The sequence below is a fragment of the Thalassospira sp. MCCC 1A03138 genome (assembly GCF_002115785.1).
Classification (GTDB): Bacteria; Pseudomonadota; Alphaproteobacteria; order Rhodospirillales; family Thalassospiraceae; genus Thalassospira.
On the sequence record NZ_JFJY01000006.1, the window covers coordinates 14370 to 30810 of the forward strand.

The 16441-nt window shown below is 51.8% G+C and carries 18 protein-coding genes; 8 read left to right on the forward strand and 10 right to left on the reverse strand.

Translation table 11 applies throughout. The features are described from left to right. Positions 1 to 9 precede the first annotated feature (9 nt). Positions 10 to 783: a peroxide stress protein YaaA gene (yaaA, locus tag TH468_RS13095; protein ID WP_085644805.1), complete on the reverse strand. Its 774-nt coding sequence runs from the start codon at positions 781 to 783 to the stop codon at positions 10 to 12. Positions 784 to 980: 197 nt separating this feature from the next. Between yaaA and TH468_RS13100 the strand changes: the two genes are divergently transcribed. Further along, the gene (locus TH468_RS13100; protein WP_062949019.1) at positions 981 to 1301 is read left to right on the forward strand and encodes a peptidylprolyl isomerase; all 321 of its coding nucleotides are present in this window, start codon (positions 981 to 983) and stop codon (positions 1299 to 1301) included. Positions 1302 to 1380: 79 nt separating this feature from the next. On the opposite strand, the gene TH468_RS13105 is transcribed toward TH468_RS13100, so the two are convergent. The 3 genes from TH468_RS13105 to TH468_RS13115 all read right to left on the reverse strand — a co-directional run bounded on the left by TH468_RS13105 (position 1381) and on the right by TH468_RS13115 (position 3099). Continuing rightward, entirely contained in the window at positions 1381 to 1731 is a 351-nt protein-coding gene (locus TH468_RS13105) for a DUF1491 family protein (protein ID WP_085644807.1), read from the reverse strand. Continuing rightward, positions 1731 to 2525, reverse strand: coding sequence for a peptidoglycan DD-metalloendopeptidase family protein (locus TH468_RS13110; protein ID WP_085644809.1), 795 nt, complete (start codon positions 2523 to 2525; stop codon positions 1731 to 1733). Before TH468_RS13110 ends, TH468_RS13105 begins: the two co-directional genes overlap by 1 nt. Before the next feature lie 88 nt (positions 2526 to 2613). Further along, positions 2614 to 3099 (reverse strand): hypothetical protein, encoded by a 486-nt coding sequence (locus TH468_RS13115; protein WP_007092161.1) that lies wholly within the window; start codon positions 3097 to 3099, stop codon positions 2614 to 2616. Between the two features lie 216 nt (positions 3100 to 3315). Here TH468_RS13115 and TH468_RS13120 point away from each other — a divergent pair, with 216 nt between their 5' ends. Beyond that, entirely contained in the window at positions 3316 to 3993 is a 678-nt protein-coding gene (locus tag TH468_RS13120; protein ID WP_085644811.1) for a DUF599 domain-containing protein, read from the forward strand. A 37-nt stretch (positions 3994 to 4030) separates the two neighbouring features. Here TH468_RS13120 and TH468_RS13125 read toward each other — a convergent pair whose 3' ends face one another. Then, a complete protein-coding gene (locus tag TH468_RS13125) occupies positions 4031 to 5218 on the reverse strand; it encodes an MFS transporter (RefSeq protein ID WP_085644813.1) in 1188 nt (395 codons plus the stop codon). A gap of 385 nt (positions 5219 to 5603) precedes the next feature. Between TH468_RS13125 and thrS the strand changes: the two genes are divergently transcribed. From thrS to msrA, 6 genes are all read left to right on the forward strand, one after another. Next, on the forward strand, positions 5604 to 7541 hold the full coding sequence (thrS, locus tag TH468_RS13130; RefSeq protein ID WP_085644814.1) for a threonine--tRNA ligase: 1938 nt from the start codon (positions 5604 to 5606) through the stop codon (positions 7539 to 7541). A gap of 260 nt (positions 7542 to 7801) precedes the next feature. Further along, positions 7802 to 8263 (forward strand): tetratricopeptide repeat protein, encoded by a 462-nt coding sequence (locus TH468_RS13135; protein WP_085644816.1) that lies wholly within the window; start codon positions 7802 to 7804, stop codon positions 8261 to 8263. Between the two features lie 113 nt (positions 8264 to 8376). Continuing rightward, the gene (locus TH468_RS13140) at positions 8377 to 8763 is read left to right on the forward strand and encodes a hypothetical protein (protein ID WP_246832326.1); all 387 of its coding nucleotides are present in this window, start codon (positions 8377 to 8379) and stop codon (positions 8761 to 8763) included. Between the two features lie 494 nt (positions 8764 to 9257). Beyond that, positions 9258 to 10259 (forward strand): SPOR domain-containing protein, encoded by a 1002-nt coding sequence (locus TH468_RS13145; protein ID WP_168177139.1) that lies wholly within the window; start codon positions 9258 to 9260, stop codon positions 10257 to 10259. Positions 10260 to 10474: 215 nt separating this feature from the next. Then, positions 10475 to 10807 carry a hypothetical protein gene (locus TH468_RS21190; RefSeq protein ID WP_139834714.1) on the forward strand — a complete coding sequence of 111 codons (333 nt, stop codon included), beginning with the start codon at positions 10475 to 10477 and terminating at the stop codon, positions 10805 to 10807. Position 10808: 1 nt separating this feature from the next. After that, positions 10809 to 11453 carry a peptide-methionine (S)-S-oxide reductase MsrA gene (gene msrA, locus TH468_RS13155; RefSeq protein ID WP_085644824.1) on the forward strand — a complete coding sequence of 215 codons (645 nt, stop codon included), beginning with the start codon at positions 10809 to 10811 and terminating at the stop codon, positions 11451 to 11453. Between the two features lie 58 nt (positions 11454 to 11511). Here msrA and TH468_RS13160 read toward each other — a convergent pair whose 3' ends face one another. The 5 genes from TH468_RS13160 to moaB all read right to left on the reverse strand — a co-directional run bounded on the left by TH468_RS13160 (position 11512) and on the right by moaB (position 16026). Next, positions 11512 to 12273: an IclR family transcriptional regulator gene (locus tag TH468_RS13160; protein ID WP_007092152.1), complete on the reverse strand. Its 762-nt coding sequence runs from the start codon at positions 12271 to 12273 to the stop codon at positions 11512 to 11514. Between the two features lie 71 nt (positions 12274 to 12344). After that, entirely contained in the window at positions 12345 to 13151 is an 807-nt protein-coding gene (locus tag TH468_RS13165) for a hypothetical protein (RefSeq protein WP_085644826.1), read from the reverse strand. 211 nt (positions 13152 to 13362) lie between these two features. Continuing rightward, the gene (locus TH468_RS13170; RefSeq protein WP_085644828.1) at positions 13363 to 14424 is read right to left on the reverse strand and encodes a methyl-accepting chemotaxis protein; all 1062 of its coding nucleotides are present in this window, start codon (positions 14422 to 14424) and stop codon (positions 13363 to 13365) included. 248 nt (positions 14425 to 14672) lie between these two features. Beyond that, on the reverse strand, positions 14673 to 15443 hold the full coding sequence (locus tag TH468_RS13175) for a sulfite exporter TauE/SafE family protein (RefSeq protein WP_085644830.1): 771 nt from the start codon (positions 15441 to 15443) through the stop codon (positions 14673 to 14675). A gap of 52 nt (positions 15444 to 15495) precedes the next feature. Then, complete coding sequence (gene moaB, locus TH468_RS13180) at positions 15496 to 16026, reverse strand: molybdenum cofactor biosynthesis protein B (RefSeq protein WP_085644832.1); 531 nt, start codon at positions 16024 to 16026, stop codon at positions 15496 to 15498. Positions 16027 to 16441 lie beyond the last annotated feature (415 nt).

Genomic DNA, 16441 nt, shown 5'->3' on the forward strand with positions numbered 1-16441 from the left:
GTTCTGTTATCAGTCATGTTCGCGTGTAAAGACCCACTCGTTATCATTCGACTGGTCTTTTTGATAGCGATAACCCTCCACATCGAACGATTTAAGGTCTTCGGGCTTTTCCAGACGATTGTCGATCATGTAGCGCGCCATTGTGCCACGTGCACGTTTGGCCGAGAAGCCAATGACCTTGCCAACACCGGCTTTGACTTCCTTGAAGACCGGCGTGATCACCGGACCGTCAAGTACATCCTTTTTCACCGACTTGAAATATTCATGCGACGCCAGATTGATCAGGCTGCGGTTCTTGTGATCAGCGGTGATCGCATTGAGCTGTTTGGCAATCTTGTCCCCCCAGAAGGCATAAAGATCCTTGCCGCGCGGGTTCGAAAGCCGCGTTCCCATTTCAAGACGGTAGGGCTGCATCAAATCACGCGGCTTTAAAAGCCCGTAAAGGCCCGAAAGCATCCGAAAATGGTTTTCAGCCCAATCGATATCCTTTTGGCCCATCGTGTCAGCATCAAGTCCGACATAGGTATCACCACGGAACGCGTAAATTGCCGGTTTGGCGTTTGTGCGATCAAAAGGACGTGAAAAATGCGCAAACCGCTGATAGTTCAGATCAGCTAGATTTTCGCTGATGCCCATCAGTTTCATCAGGTCGCTGCGACTTTTTTTACGCGCAACTTCAACAAGTTCTTCGGTGTCGTCGAGAAATTGCGGTTCTGAAACGACCATTTCAGGTGCATCGGTTTCGAAATCAAGTTTCTTTGCCGGAGAAACAACAGCAAGCATTAAAACGCCTCTTCTCTTTCATCTCTGATCATTTTGTCGTAACAAGCCACAAGGCATGGAGAAAGTCTAGGGCCCAAGCCCATGTACACGTGAATATACGCCTGCACATCGGTTTGGACCCTTTGCCTTCTCCATAAACTTCTAATCTTGCAGAAAATCCGCGGTGTGCAAGCCGCCCGCGGAAGAAAGGACGAGTTATGAGTGAACAAGTTCGCGCATCGCACATTCTTCTGATGTATGCCGGTTCGGCACGTTCCAGTGCAACCCGCACCAAGGAAGAAGCGCTTACCGAAATCAACGCACTCAAAGACCAGATTGCCAATGGTGCCGACTTCGCTGAAGTCGCCAAAACAAACTCTGACTGCCCGTCTGGTCAGCAGGGCGGCGATCTTGGCTTCTTTGGCCGAGGCATGATGGTTCCGGAATTTGATGCGGCTGCCTTCAACATGGAAGTCGGCACCACGTCCGACGTGGTTGAAACCGATTTCGGTTACCACCTGCTGCAGCGTACCGCCTGATTAGCGTTCGCTGGAAAAATAAAGGGTCTGCAATTATTTGCGGGCCCTTTTTGATTTTGTACTTACGAACTTTGGTCCATCAGAAATCAACCAACGGCGCATCAAGTTCGTATTCGCCCTTGTGATCCTCCACCTCCAGCACCCAGACATCGCGATCAAATTTCACCTGCTTGCGCCAGTATTCGTCACAGGCAAATTCTGTTTCGCGCCCGCCATCCGGTCCGCCAGCCACCTGCATCCAGCCCATATCGCCATCAAGTGTCGTGACACGCGAATAGACATAGCATCCAGCGGCAAAACGATTGAGCTTCAGCAGAACCGCACCGGCATCTTCATTGCCCTTGTACGCGACCATCGCCGTAATCAGCTTTGATTGGCAGATCGCAATCTGGCCGCGAACCCAGATGCCAGCCTTAAGCCGTGGCTGCATTACTGGCCACCCCGCTTTGCCGTCACATTTTCAGGCATTTGCAGGATCAGATTGGCATTTGGACAGATGCTTTCCCAGATTTCCCATTCCGATGGCTTTGCCGCCCCGAAATAATCGCCCTTTTTACCCAGCATATCGAAAATGATCTGAAAATGAAGATGTGGAATCCAGTCGCCATTAGTCGGGAAATCGCCAAAAGCACACAGAAGATGGTCTTTTTCCACGGGCTGTCCGATATAAAGACCTTCAAGCGACTCACGGCTGAGATGACCATACAATGTGTAGAAAGTCACGTCCGGTTCCGGATTGTGTTCAAGGATGATGGTCGGCCCATAATCAAGATGCAGATTGTTATCGCCAAAGCTGTGGACGACGCCATCAAGCGGCACATAAACGGGCGTACCCGCCGGGGCAAAAAGATCAATGCCAAGATGCTGGCTGCGCGCCTCGCCATCATTTTTGAATTGATCGGATTGATAACATATCCGGTCTTCGCGATAACGACCGACACCTATCGGCGCGTTGGCATCCGCCATCTGCTGCCACATGATTTCGGTCTGGCGCGCCGGATCGCTGGTACCACCAATAACCACATCGCCATTGCTTGAAAAGTCATAAACGATTTTAGCACAGCTTTTCAGATCGCAATCCAAGACCGACGCGAAATCAGCCTGATGATCAATGATCCATTGGCGAAGTCGCGGTGCATCCGCCACCGGTTCCTGCCCCTTTGCGTAACGATCAAGATAAGACTGAAAACGTGCAGACGCGTCATCAAGAATGGCTGTGGTCACAATGGTGGCTCCGGCAAAGAAAAAGGCAGGATGAAAACACCCTGCCTTTGCCTACATGATATTTTGTCACAAGGGCAAGTCCCAAGACTTACCAGTTGGTGACTTCGTACTCGCACGCGACATCGTCATCATCGGTATCGGTCAGTGCCACCGTCAGGCGACGCATCTGCGGATTAAAGCGTTTAACGAAATTCAAAAGCACCAGCGCTTCTTCGGAAAGATCGCCGGCATCTTCGTCATCTTCATCAAGTTCGCACAGCTCTACCAATTCAAGGAACAGAGCCGCAAGCGCACGTTTGACGTCTTCGCCGCCTTTAAGACCACCGGTCAATTCACCAAGCGGGCCCAGATCAACATCAAGCTTGCGAAGCGTCTTGCTCATCTGGTCGATGGCATCTTCATCCAGAACCATCTCGGCCGCGATCATGTGCGTGCCGACTTCATTGATGTTCAGGAAACCGATAAATTCGAACAGATCGTCCTTGTTACGGCCTTCAGCCAGAAGCTGTTCGGTATGCGCTTCGAATTCTTCGAAGTCGATGTCTTCGCCAAGATCGTTTTCGAGGTCGCTCATGTCGCTCTCCAGTGAAAATTTGCGCCGCTCATACTCTGTATCGGTGAAAAACACAACCCGCACCGGGTCATCAAGGATCAGACATGCGTGGATCACAGATCGGAATGGATACAGGAAACATTAAAGCCGATTGCGAAGAAACATGTATCCTCAGTAGTATGGCATCGCCAACCAATGTGTTTTACTGTCGAAACGATTTCAAAGACGGATCACATTATGCCCGAATTTACATTACTCGACATCGCCGCTGTCAGCTGGGCATTCATCTGGTGGGTGGGCTATACCATATTCGCCGATGCAAGTTCGCGACGGCGCAATTCGATTTCGGCCCATATGGCGCGCAATCGGCATCGCTGGATGGAACAGATGCTTCAACGCAATCTGCGCATGGTTGATACCTCCATCGCGGGCAACCTGATCACCGGCATCAGTTTCTTTTCATCGACCACCATTCTGGTCCTGATTGGTTTGATTGCACTTCTTGGCTACACCGAAAAAGCGATCCAAACGGTATCTGCCCTGCCCTTTGCCGTCGAAACAACGGCAGCAGTCTGGGAATGCAAGGTCGTACTACTGATTCTGATCTTTATCTATGCGTTCTTCAAGTTCACATGGGCATTCCGTCTGTCGAACTATTGTTCGATCCTGATCGGTGCTGCCCCGGACCCAAGCGCACCGGATGCGGCTAGGGCAGCTGCCCGGGCATCACGCATGAGCATGATGTCAGCGCACAATTTCAATCGCGGCATTCGCGCCTATTTCTTCGCGCTGTCAGCACTTGCCTGGTTCTATCATCCGGTCGCGTTCATCATCGGCGCCGCATGGGTTACGCTGGTTTTATACAATCGGGAATTTCGGTCCCATGCACTTGATATTCTTGCCGGGCATCACTGACACGAAAAAGGCCGTATCAATTGGCCTTTTGCAGTTTTCAAGCGGGTTGACGACGGCGGCGCAACGCATATCCGGCAAGAACCAGCATCACCAACCCAACCGGCAAGGCCGCCGAATACAGCAAGGTTGACCATCCCGCCCCGGCATATATCGAGCCAGCTGACAATGATGCAATGGCAACAGTACCAAACACCACAAATTCATTGATCGCCTGCACACGGGCTTGCTCCGCAGGGCGATAGTTTTCGGTCAGGAAGGTGGTCGCGCCAACGAACATAAAATTCCATCCAACCCCAAGCAGCACAAGAGATGGCCAGAAATTGCCGATCAAATCCTCTCCGCCCAGACCAAATGCCAGACAGATCAGGCTCAGCACCGCCCCCGCCTGAATGATGCCAAGTGCGCCAAAACGGCGGATAAGGCTGCCGGTAAAGAAACCCGGCGCATACATACCCACCACATGCCACTGAATGATGAAGGCGGCATCGCCGAACTCGTAATTGCAATCAAGGATCGCAAGCGGTGTTGCCGTCATGACAAAGCTCATGACCGCATAGCCAAGTGCCCCGGCAATCATTGCAACGATCACGGCAGGTTGCCCTATCACCACTCTGAGCGGACGCGCCGGTTCATCATGCTTGGTGCCGCGCATATCAGGAAGGCGCAACTGGCTGATTGCCAGAACCAGCAGAAATTGAATCCCGATCAGTGCCAGGAAAGTTCCGAGAAATGGCACCGTATCAAACCAGTTGCGTGCAAAACTTGCCAGATTTGGTCCGACAAAAGCGGCGGCAAGTCCGCCCAGCATGGTCAGTGAAATCGCACGAGAACGGAATTCTCGCGGGGCGGCCTCGGCTGCGGCGAAACGATATTGCATGGCGATGGCATTGGCAGACCCGATGCAGGCGCAAGCTACACACAGCAACCAGAAATTCCCCCAATAGACCGTCCCCATGCCTGCCACGGCACCGACCATGCCGATACCAGATCCGATCCAGAACCCGACACGGCGACCGAACCTGTTCATCATCAATGCCGACGGAGCGGTCGTCGCCATCATTGCAATCATGGTGAATGCAACCGGTAACGTAGAAAGTGATTTGTCCGGGGCCAGCGAATAACCGATCACGGCGGCAACGGTAAACAGCAGCGACATCGCACTTGCTGACAACGCAACGCATAAACTTAAAAACAGAATGTTTCGACGCACTTCGGGGCTGGACATGCGGGGCTTACCTTATGAGGCTTTGGCGTGGTGGCGCCGTTTCAATCTGGTATTTTGGCAAAGTACAAGAACAAGGAACTGCTGTAAAATCTTAACCGGGTTACGGCTTGCCCTGCTCTTTTTTGATGCTATATTGGCTTCTCAATTAACGGGATAGCATCAATGCACGGCATGGCCGACAAGAAATTGATGGAATGCACAATCACTGCACGTCTTTTTGGCGTCGCGGTTTTTTGCGCTGCTTCCCCAGTCGCTTTTTTCAAAGAGCGAACTTGACCTCATCCTGAAATTCCTTTTCTTGTGCCTAAAGCCCGCGTAAACATGCGGGTTTGAAAAATGCGCACATGACATTTATGCCCGCAGATAAAGCAGAGTTGAGCCAGACATGATTGCCCTCACCCTTCCGGACGGCGCCGTACGCGAATTTGACGGTCCTGTATCGGGTTTCGATGTTGCCAAAAGCATCAGTCCCTCGCTGGCAAAGAAATCCTTTGCCATCATCGTTAACGGCGAATTGCGCGACCTGTCGCGCGAAATCGACACTGATGCCGCCATCGAAATCGTGACCAAGGGGCACAAGGAAGTTCTGCCGCTGATCCGGCATGACTGCGCCCATGTCATGGCCGAAGCGGTTCAGGAATTGTACCCGGACACGCAGGTCACAATTGGCCCATCCATCGAAAACGGTTTCTATTACGACTTCGCCCGCAAGACGCCCTTTACGCCGGACGATCTGATCAAGATCGAAAAGCAGATGCACAAGATCGTCGAACGTAACGAGAAAATCGAACGCGAAGTATGGGATCGTAACGAGGCTATCAAGTTCTTCCTCGAAAAGGGTGAAGACTACAAAGCCGAGATCATCCGAGATCTGCCGGAAACCGAAACGATCACCTGCTATCGCCAGGGCAATTTCATTGACCTGTGCCGTGGCCCGCATGCCCCGTCGACCGGCAAGATTGGCAAGGCCTTCAAACTGATGAAGGTTGCAGGTGCTTATTGGCGTGGCAACTCGGATAACGAGATGCTGCAGCGTATCTATGGCACCTGCTGGGAAACGCAGGAAGACCTTGATGCCTACCTACACATGCTTGAAGAAGCCGAAAAGCGTGACCATCGTCGCCTTGGTCGCGAAATGGACCTCTTCCATATGCAGGAAGAAGCCCAAGGTTCGGTTTTCTGGCACGACAAAGGCCTGAAACTGTATCGCAAGGTCGAAACCTATATCCGTGAACGTCTTGATGCCGAAGGCTATCAGGAAGTCCGCACGCCGCAGCTTGTCGACCGTATCCTGTGGGAAAAATCCGGCCACTGGGAAAAGTTCCGCGAGAACATGTTCACCACGACCCCGGATGAAGACGATCCCGAAAAAGTTCTGGCTCTCAAGCCGATGAACTGCCCGTGCCACGTACAGATTTTCCGTATGGGCAGCAAGTCCTATCGTGACCTGCCGCTGCGTATGGCTGAATTTGGCTGCTGCCACCGCAATGAACCGTCCGGCGGCCTGCATGGCATCATGCGAGTGCGTCAGTTCATTCAGGATGACGCGCATATCTTCTGTACAGAAGACCAGATTGTCTCGGAAACCAAGATTTTCTGTGACCTTCTGAAATCGGTTTACAAGGATTTCGGCTTTACCGACATCCTCGTCAAATTCTCGGACCGTCCGGAAGTCCGTGCCGGTTCCGATGAAATCTGGGACAAGGCAGAAGCCGCCCTTCGCGAAGCCGCCGAAGAAGCTGGTCTGACGCTTGAAATTAACCCGGGCGAAGGCGCGTTCTATGGGCCGAAGCTTGAGTTTGTTCTGCGTGATGCGATTGGTCGTGACTGGCAGTGTGGCACGCTTCAGGCCGACTTCGTGCTACCTGAACGCCTTGACGCGTCCTATATGGGCGAAGATGGTGAAAAGCATCGTCCAGTCATGCTGCACCGCGCGATCCTTGGCTCGCTTGAACGCTTCATTGGCATTCTGATCGAAAACTATGCCGGTCGCCTGCCGCTTTGGCTGTCACCTGTTCATGCCGTGATCTGCTCGATCACTAACGAAGCCGATAGCTACGCAGAAGACGTCAAAAAAGCACTTCAGGCCAAAGGTTTGAATGTTGAGCTTGACCTTCGAAATGAGAAGATCAGCTACAAGGTTCGCGAACACAGCCACGCGAAAATCCCGTTGATCCTTGCTCTTGGCAAACGCGAAGCAGAGGAAAAAACAGCGTCGGTCCGTCGTCTCGGTTTTCAGCATCAGAAAACCATGGGGATTGATGAGCTGGCCGAAAACATGGCGACCGAAATCCGTGATCGCGTAAGCGAAGCCGATTTCTGATCGCCTGCCCGTTTCAAGGCAAAACCACAAAGGCCCGCATATTTTATTGCGGGCCTTTGCATTTTGCGTATTTCAGGACGGCACAGCGGAACCAAAGGTTTCAACACTCGTTTGGCAATCGCTACCTAATTCAGGGTTTTGGAATATAGCTCTTTCACCAACTCGTGACTGCACTTAACGGAAAGTTGTGCTAAATCCGAAACTGATCCCAAGCCCCCAACGTATCTGGTGTATATGTTTTTCAGGAAAAGGTAGCGACAATGAATTCCAAAGGTAAAACCCGTTATTTTATTGCATCGCTGGCGATGACGCTTGCATTGGGTACTGTATCCTCCGCAGCTTTGGCGATGGGCAGCGGCAGCAGTTGGGGCAGCGATACACCCGATCTGTCCGAAGTCGTCGAAATGATTGATGCTGGCAAATACGACACGGCTATCGCAAGCCTTGAAGGCATGCTCCAAGATGATCCAAAAAATGCCGATATCCTTAACTATCTTGCTTATAGTCAGCGGAAATCAGGCGATCTTCAAAGTGCGTCCCAAAACTACGAACGCGCATTGATGATTGATCCGGAACACAAGGGTGCTTTGGAATATCAGGGCGAACTGTTCCTTCAGACCGGAAAGCCCGACATGGCGCGTGAAAATCTTGCGCGACTGGAGAAAGTCTGCGGTATGGATTGCGACGAATACAAAGAGCTGTCAGCAAAAATTCCGCAATAGATTTGCACCGCAAAAAACCTTCCGAAACTATTCGTTAGAATAGCTTTGCAACACACACATTTGTCGCCATGTATTACCCCTCTTATGGGTAATACATGGAACTGGACTTGGTCATGCCTGACGCTGTGCTGCGGAAAAGTTATACTGTTGTTGTCGTGCGCAGCACCGGACAGCAAATAGACTTAGAAACCCTTTCGAATTATCAAAGCGCGATCAATTCTGCGAAAAACGCATTGACCATCAATAACAATTCCGAAGTTCGCGTTGTCGAAAACAAATATGACGACGCCACAAAACGCGACAAAAAACAGGTTGTGAAAATTCTGACCCGTCAGGAAAGTGGCGCAGGAAATGGCGGCGAGGCAAAATCACGCGCCAAGGATTCCGGCGTCAGCCACGAAGTGGCCAACCAGTTTAGCAAGGGGATCGTCAACATAGTTCTGGCGATTACCGTTCTGGTGATTCTTGCCGGGATTATCATCCCATTAATGAACCGCTGATATTGCATAATACCGCTAATCGCATCGAAACGACGATATCCCACGAGACGCTGAGATAAATCGATCATCTGTTTTCTCTGACTGCTTGACAGTGTGCCGCCCGGTTGCAAAATTGGTGAAGTCCATGCAATGGACCTTCGGGGGCTCAAAGGGAAATCAGGTGCCAATTGATCAATAAAAGCGCCAAATCCGTCATATCGTCGCGCTGGAAATACGGCTGCCTGACGATTGCACTGTTCGTCCCCTTGCTCTCCGGATGCTCTTCTGACGATATGATGTCGCTGTTTGGCGACGAAACTGGGTCCAAACAAATCAAGATCAGCGATACGGACAGCCAATCGCAAACGGCAATAGCAGCTGGCATCGATAGTGCTGCCTGCGGCCTTTTCTTTGATAGTGCATCTGCCGGGACAGTTTCGAACCAGGCCCTGAATGACAATGCAGCAGAATCGATATCGCTGCAGGGCAATCCGGCCGATGACCTGCGTCATGCCATGGCACTTGATCTTGCCAACGAACACGCAAAGGCGCGGCGCCTTTATCTCTGGTTGACCGCGGCCGATCCGAATGCCTCGATCTCGATCAATTGCGGTAACGGCATTATGCTAAGCGGTACGATCACAAGCCTTGCACAAAAGCGCATCAAGACGATGGATATCAGCAATCCTGATCTTGCCCGCTCGCGCGAAATTGATGCGGTGGTTGCTTCGGCAATCGTTGCGCCCGGCCCGGAACTTCCCGATCCGCCGACGGTACAAAGAAATCGCGACTTTTACAAAAACACTATCGCGGTCGGCATTCCGCCCGAGGATTCAACGGCTGCGCGTCCCGCAATGGAAATGGATGTCAGCAGCAATACAGCACGCCTGACCTCTGTTGACCGACCAGCAAGGAAAATTGCCGCACCGTCTGTTGCACCCCAAACAGAACCGCTAACCGCGGCAACGACACTACCTACGATCAAAGGCGATGCGGTTACGCCAAGCGCGTCAAACAAGGCTCTGCTCTCAACAACGCGTCCCATTGAAAGCGGCACGCTGGAACTGGAAGATGAAACACCTGCATCGCAAAGCACCTTGATCGAAGTTCCAATGGTGGATGCGTCAAACAAACCCCAAGCTGAAGAGAGCGCGGCGAAAATTCCAACCAAGCCAGCAAAGAGTACTGAAGCCCCTGCACCTTCGATCCGAGAACAGGAGACCAAGCAAGAAGTGTCTCAACCGGCTCAAACAAGCAGTTCTTCTTATTACGCGGTGCAATTGGCGGCCTATCGTTCGCGTGAAATGGCTGAATCCCGTTGGTTGAAATTTGAAACCATGGGCAACGGCATCCTTCGTGGCGCAAACCACGAGGTCCAAAGCATTGCGATTGAAGGTCAAGGTCTGTTTTTCCGTCTGATGACCGGACAGTACTCCAGCCAGTCCGAAGCACAGTCAGCGTGTGGCGGCCTAAAACGCGCCGGAATTGACTGTCTGATCCGTCACATAAAACCCTGAAATCACATCTTCGGAAAACGCTTCAGGGGTTTGGCTTATCGTCAGGTGGCATACCCGCCCCGGATGCTTTACCTGCCCAGTGACCGAATGACCGGTGCCGATGAAGCGCTTCCGGCCTTGTCTTACGGCCATGCCTGCGAAGAAACCCCGGCAGGCGCTTCAGAACCGCCTCGATTCTAGTGTTGTGCCGGTAATGTCGCCAACGCAAATACTGGATGAAACGCCTTGTGCGTTTTGACCCGGCCGCAAGCATCGGGATGCCAATCGCAATAAAAACCATCCCGAAAAATGGTGGCGGCAGAGGCAGGAATACGCACCCGATGAACAGGTTGATTACACCGCCACCAATCAGCAAGGATGATTTCAAATGTCTTGCGCGTCGCAAATCAGCGGCTTCCAGCGATAATGACATGCAGTATTCTTATTATCGCGTCCCGCACGGCCCTTACCAAAAGAATGTTCGAAGACAATTTACCGTGAAGGCAATTGCCAAAGCATCGATCTGGGTTAAATTGCAACTCAGTCCATTAACTCAAGGCAGGTTCTGACATGTTCTCTTCGATCGCCCCGGAAAAAGTCTCTATCCCGTCTGCCGAAACCGCCCTGCCCGGTCGCGCCGAGAAATTGCAGGTCGCAGACCGTCACGCGGTTACTGGAAATCCGATGACCGGCCCGTTTCCCGACAACATTGAAACAGCTGTCTTTGGCATGGGCTGCTTCTGGGGGGCAGAGCGTCTTTTCTGGAAACAGGATGGCGTCTTCACCACAGCAGCAGGTTACGCAGGTGGCTACACTGAAAACCCCACATATCGCGAGGTTTGCAGCGGCATGACGGGCCATGCGGAAGTTGTGCAGATCGTTTTTGATCCGACAGTGATATCCTATCAGGCATTGCTGCGCCTGTTCTGGGAAAATCATGACCCGACCCAGGGAATGCGCCAAGGGAATGATATCGGCACACAATACCGTTCGGTTATCTACACCCTAAACGACACACAGAAAGAAGCCGCCGAGACGTCGAGAAAACAATATCTTGATGCGCTCAAATCCGCCGGGCGCAAAGCCATCACAACCGAAATCAAAGACGCCCCGCCGTTCTTCTATGCAGAAGACTTCCACCAGCAGTATCTGCACAAAAACCCGGATGGTTACTGCGGCCTTGGCGGAACCGGCATTTCGTGCCCGGGGTTGTAAAACGCAATACAAGGTTTAAAGATCAGCCCGCATGAACACCCAATGCGGGCTGATCATCTTACACCGGTTTGCCGCCATATTCACGGCTAAGATCAGCACAGACCCGCCGGACTTTCAAGCCGAACTGTTCAATACGTTCGTTCGGTATGCGGGCAGCGGGACCCGACAAGGATAGTGCCGCAATCGGCAGTCCTGTCTCATCACGTACAACGCCTGCAACACAGCGCAAGCCAATGGCATGTTCTTCATCGTCAAGTGCATATCCACGCTGTCTTGACCGGTTCAGATCACTTTTCAGCGTATCGGCACTGATCAGTGTACGTTCGGTGATTTTTGGCAGACCATGCTGCGTGATTACCGCATTCACCTCTTCATCAGGCAGAAATGCAAGCAGCGCCTTCCCCACACCCGAGCAATGCATCAGCGCCCGGCGGCCTGGCGTTACCAATGCCCGCATCATCTTGCGGCATTCCACCTGCGACAGGAAAATAACTTCGCCGCCATCAGCCACAGCCAGATTGACCGTTTCGCCACTATCTTCCATCAAGGCGCGCATATAGGGGCGCGCGATCTGGCTAAGATTACGGTTTTTCGTAAAGGCATTACCCACACTGAACGCCTGCACGCCAATCGACCACAGCGTTCGTTCGCCATCGAATGTGACATAGCGTTCATGCTGCATCGTCGTCAATAACCGGTGCACGGTAGAGGGCGGCAAATGCACCTGATGGGCGATTTCGGTCAAGGTCATACCGTACTCGCTATCCGCAAGCGTGTTCAGAATGCTGATTGCCCTTACCAATGACTGAACCTGCTGCATGCAGATCATCCTTCCGGTCGCAGGCTTTGAAGCCTTGGGAACTGATATATTGTAATATTATGGGATCGGCTTCAGACACGCACGGACTTTTCGCGCATCCAGACCAAAGTGGAATAAGCGATCAAATAAACTGTCGCTGCCGCGAAGCCAAGCAATGTACCGACATTAATGCCCCAAACCGGATACGTGAACGTCACCGCCAGAATATAAATCCAAAGCGATCCCATACCTCTTGGGAAGTTACGGATTACCGTGTGCAATGGACCAATGCCATAAGATGCATGCAGGATCAGCATCATCGGATAAAGCGTCACCGGGAACCCTGAAAAAAGCCCGGCCCATTTCGGTCCGATCCATGCCGCAATACCGCTGATGCCAAGAACAATCAGCGCGGCAAGAACAGCTCGAAACAGCACAATGCGTCGGGTCAACCGCACCCGGTTCAATATGCGAACATTCTCGATCCCCCGAAACAGTATCAGAGCGACGATCATGGCAACCAACAGGGTAACGGCACCTGAAATCCGGGTAAACTGGATCTGCTGGCAAATCCATGAAACGAACATGAATGCGCCAAAGGCCGCGACGGAACTTACCGGTATCTGAAATATCATCCGGCGGTCTGACAACAACCGTGACGTCAGGTAATAGGCATATAGAAAGGCAAGTGTTGCGATCAGCCCCGGCAGGGCATAGACGGCGCTTTCTGTCGCAAACACAACGCCCTGCTCCAGCCCGATGAAATACAGCAGGATCGCCGTTCCAAGCGGATATCCGGAAAGCACCCCGGCGGCACGCGGGCCTGTACGCTCCGCAAGGATGGATAACCCCAGCACAACAGAAATTGATACTGCAAGCTTGGCAAACAGCAACGTCAAGGTAACCTCCCGCAGCTTATTTTAACAATTCATCGATGAATTGTCGTAATATTATATTTTATCGCTATCTCCTTTTTCCAGCCTGCGCAAGCAGGAACCAATTTTAAGATGTTTCACGAACACCGGCGCATAAGCAAAAAAGCGAGCCCCGACGGTGCCCGCTTTTCTGGTTGCTATGCTTTACTTCGTCTGGCTTTGCTGCCGACCGCCCCTATGACGCCATTGAAAGCTTTGCCCCCGGCTTATCAACTGCTTTGGTGGCATTTCGGGGTTGTTGAACAATCACCCCGCGCCAACCAAGCCCCTTATATGTCTCATAACCGGGCGTTAGCGCATAAGCGACCAGTGACCCATCCGCCAATAGATAGGAACCACGATTGGGATCCTTGACCTCCAACCGGATCTGCTCGCTCAAAACGCCCTGATTATCGGACGCCGCAATGATGCGATTTTGCGAGTCAATCAGCATTACACGCGTGCGTGCACGCTCTTCGTCGCTGAAGTTCAATGCCCTTACCACCATCGGTGCCTGGTTTTCCCAATCAAAGAAAACCCCCATAACGCCGATAACGTCGCCTTTTGCCTTACCGCCCCGTCGAACAGCCGTCGCATAGGTCGCCGTAGCCGCGTTATTTAGCAGCTCATTGCGCGCGATATCCGCAACCGCATACGCCCCGCCATCCCGGCATCGCATGGCTTCGCGGAACCACGGCATGTGACCGATATCCGTACCGACAAGACGGTATTTATCCGGACGCCCTGTGGCAATGATCCGACCGTTACAATCCGCAATCCAAAGGTCAAGATAGACGGTATAGGAATCAAGGATCACGCCAAGGCGCTGCGATGTCTGGCTGGCGATTTCTCCGTTGTCCGGGTTCTCGCAAACATCAACAACCGCGGCGTCTGTGGCCCACCATCGAACATCACAAGACCGCTCAAACAGGTTTCGGTCCATAAGCTCGACAACATATCGTGACAGGTCGGCAAAGCGGTCGCCACGCGCCGTTTGCGCCGTTCGCTCAAGATCAAGCGCCAGACTTTCAAACATATGTTCGAGTTCTTCGGTAATGACGGTTACGCGCTGCGAGATTTCCTTAACCTCGTTGGCAACGACACCAAACCCGCGGCCTACTTCCCCCGCACGTGCTGCTTCGATCAACGCATTCAGCGCCAATGTCCGTGTAGCCCGGGTTACACCTTTTATTTCTGTGATCTTCTCATTGGCAAGTTGCGACATCTCTGTCGCCACCTGCAAAATTCGTTCGGGCATTCCCGCAAGCTCCCCTTGCAAAATCTGGTTTCACCCCGTGTTGATGCTTTTTTTTTATGCACCATTATTAAGCGTGCAATTTATATGCAATTCATGCCCGATTGGTTAATGAAAAAATGCTTACATATGCGTTTGAGATAATTTTCCCGATTAAATCACGCCAAAAGAAAAAGGGCAGGAAACTTCCCACCCTAAAATTCAACCTGATGAACACAAAAATTACCGCATCAATCACACCAGAACGTCATTCAAATCTCGGCAAAGTGGATAACGGCATCAGACAGCAGTTTTAAACCGGTAATAAACAGCAAGGTGTAGCACACCCGATAAAACAGCTTCTCATTGACCTTGTCATGCGCCCAAAGCCCCAGCCACGTCCCGAGAATCGCCACCGGAACCAGAACAAGCGCGGTTCCGAAATTGGCACCACCGAATTGCCCCAGATACCAGTACGGAATCAGCTTCACATAATTGACAACGATGAAGAACATGACGGTCGTACCGACAAAGACCGTTTTGTCCATTCGCTGCGGCAACAGGAATACAGAAACCGGCGGACCGCCTGCATGCGCGACAAAGCTGGTAAAACCGGCAATGGTCCCCCAAAACGATCCCTTGCCCCAATTGGCAGGCATGGCCTCATCGCCACGCTTCTTTCCACGAAACCAGTGGTCCAGCGTAAAGCCTATGGCAATCAGGGCAATGATCAGCTTCACGGCATATTCATTCAGATAGCTGAACGATAATGTGCCGATCAGGATACCGAGGAGTGCGGCCGGGATCAGGATCATCATGTTGCGACGATCCCAGTTCTTGCGATATGCCCAGACATTGGCAACATCCATCAGACACAATATCGGCAACATAATTGCCGCGGCGGCCTGCGGTGACAGCGCCAATGCCATTAACGGAACCGCCATGACACCAAGCCCGCCACCAAAGCCGCTTTTGGACACACCGGCAATCAAAACCGCCGGAATCCCGACAAGATAGAAGAAGGGATCAGTGATAATTTCCATTAAATCGTCCTGTAGAAAGCTGGTCGTGTCTAGCACCAGTCAAAACGACAGACTACTTTTCAGTCAAACGCGGCATCAGTTCGACGAAATTGCATGGACGGTGACGAATGTCGAGTTGATAGAACAGGATATCATCCCAGGCATCCTTGCACGCACCATTCGACCCTGGCAGGGCAAACATGTAAGTCCCGCACGATACGCCAGCGGTTGCACGCGATTGAACAGTCGATGTGCCAATCTTGGCATATGACAGCCAGCGAAACAGCTCGCCAAACCCGGGGATCTCCTTATCATAAACCCTCTGATGAGCCTCTGTCGTAACATCGCGCCCGGTCACACCAGTCCCGCCCGTACTGATGATCACGTCAACCTTCGGATCATCACACCACTGCCGGAGCTGCGAAACAATCGTGTCGAAATCATCCTTTACGATAGTTCGCGCCGCGACCTTGTGGCCTTTGGCTTCGATCCGATCGGCAAGTATCTGGCCAGAGGTATCATTCTCCAGCGTTCTGGTATCGCTCACCGTCAGAAGAGCAATATTTACAGATACAAACGGGCGATTTTCATCGATCTTGGCCATGCTATCAACTCCGGATGGTAGCTTCATTTCCGACAGAGTAGTCAGCATGCAAACAAGCGCAAGCCGTTTCGAGATACCGCACCGCACAACACACCCCCAGCACATCATAATCGAACAAAACATCGCAAATTTTGGTTATTTAATTACCGAAAAACGCCTGAATTTCCCGAAGCCCGATCACCCTCCACTCAAAAAACAGACAACAAACCCAATAAAATTAATGTTAATTTTCATAACACTAAGAAGAAAACCTGAAACTCTTAAACTTGACTTTCAGCAAGATAATTCACACTTCGCCCCCTCTGCCCCATGACTTTTCTTGCCGTGCAACATAATTCACCGTAAAAAAGTGGTAGGGAGATACCGATTTGAGACTTAAAAATGGTCGGTAATTGCAAGAAAACAGGCAGGAAAC

Excerpts from the sequence above, each read along its gene's own strand:
- yaaA (WP_085644805.1), bottom strand. The coding sequence starts at position 783 with ATGCTTGCTGTTGTTTCTCCGGCAAAGAAACTTGATTTCGAAACCGAT.
- TH468_RS13100 (WP_062949019.1), top strand. The coding sequence starts at position 981 with ATGAGTGAACAAGTTCGCGCATCGCACATTCTTCTGATGTATGCCGGT.
- TH468_RS13105 (WP_085644807.1), bottom strand. The coding sequence starts at position 1,731 with ATGCAGCCACGGCTTAAGGCTGGCATCTGGGTTCGCGGCCAGATTGCG.
- TH468_RS13115 (WP_007092161.1), bottom strand. The coding sequence starts at position 3,099 with ATGAGCGACCTCGAAAACGATCTTGGCGAAGACATCGACTTCGAAGAA.
- TH468_RS13120 (WP_085644811.1), top strand. The coding sequence starts at position 3,316 with ATGCCCGAATTTACATTACTCGACATCGCCGCTGTCAGCTGGGCATTC.
- TH468_RS13125 (WP_085644813.1), bottom strand. The coding sequence starts at position 5,218 with ATGTCCAGCCCCGAAGTGCGTCGAAACATTCTGTTTTTAAGTTTATGC.
- thrS (WP_085644814.1), top strand. The coding sequence starts at position 5,604 with ATGATTGCCCTCACCCTTCCGGACGGCGCCGTACGCGAATTTGACGGT.
- TH468_RS13135 (WP_085644816.1), top strand. The coding sequence starts at position 7,802 with ATGAATTCCAAAGGTAAAACCCGTTATTTTATTGCATCGCTGGCGATG.
- TH468_RS13140 (WP_246832326.1), top strand. The coding sequence starts at position 8,377 with ATGCCTGACGCTGTGCTGCGGAAAAGTTATACTGTTGTTGTCGTGCGC.
- TH468_RS13145 (WP_168177139.1), top strand. The coding sequence starts at position 9,258 with ATGGCACTTGATCTTGCCAACGAACACGCAAAGGCGCGGCGCCTTTAT.
- TH468_RS21190 (WP_139834714.1), top strand. The coding sequence starts at position 10,475 with ATGAAACGCCTTGTGCGTTTTGACCCGGCCGCAAGCATCGGGATGCCA.
- msrA (WP_085644824.1), top strand. The coding sequence starts at position 10,809 with ATGTTCTCTTCGATCGCCCCGGAAAAAGTCTCTATCCCGTCTGCCGAA.
- TH468_RS13160 (WP_007092152.1), bottom strand. The coding sequence starts at position 12,273 with ATGCAGCAGGTTCAGTCATTGGTAAGGGCAATCAGCATTCTGAACACG.
- TH468_RS13170 (WP_085644828.1), bottom strand. The coding sequence starts at position 14,424 with ATGCCCGAACGAATTTTGCAGGTGGCGACAGAGATGTCGCAACTTGCC.
- TH468_RS13175 (WP_085644830.1), bottom strand. The coding sequence starts at position 15,443 with ATGGAAATTATCACTGATCCCTTCTTCTATCTTGTCGGGATTCCGGCG.
- moaB (WP_085644832.1), bottom strand. The coding sequence starts at position 16,026 with ATGGCCAAGATCGATGAAAATCGCCCGTTTGTATCTGTAAATATTGCT.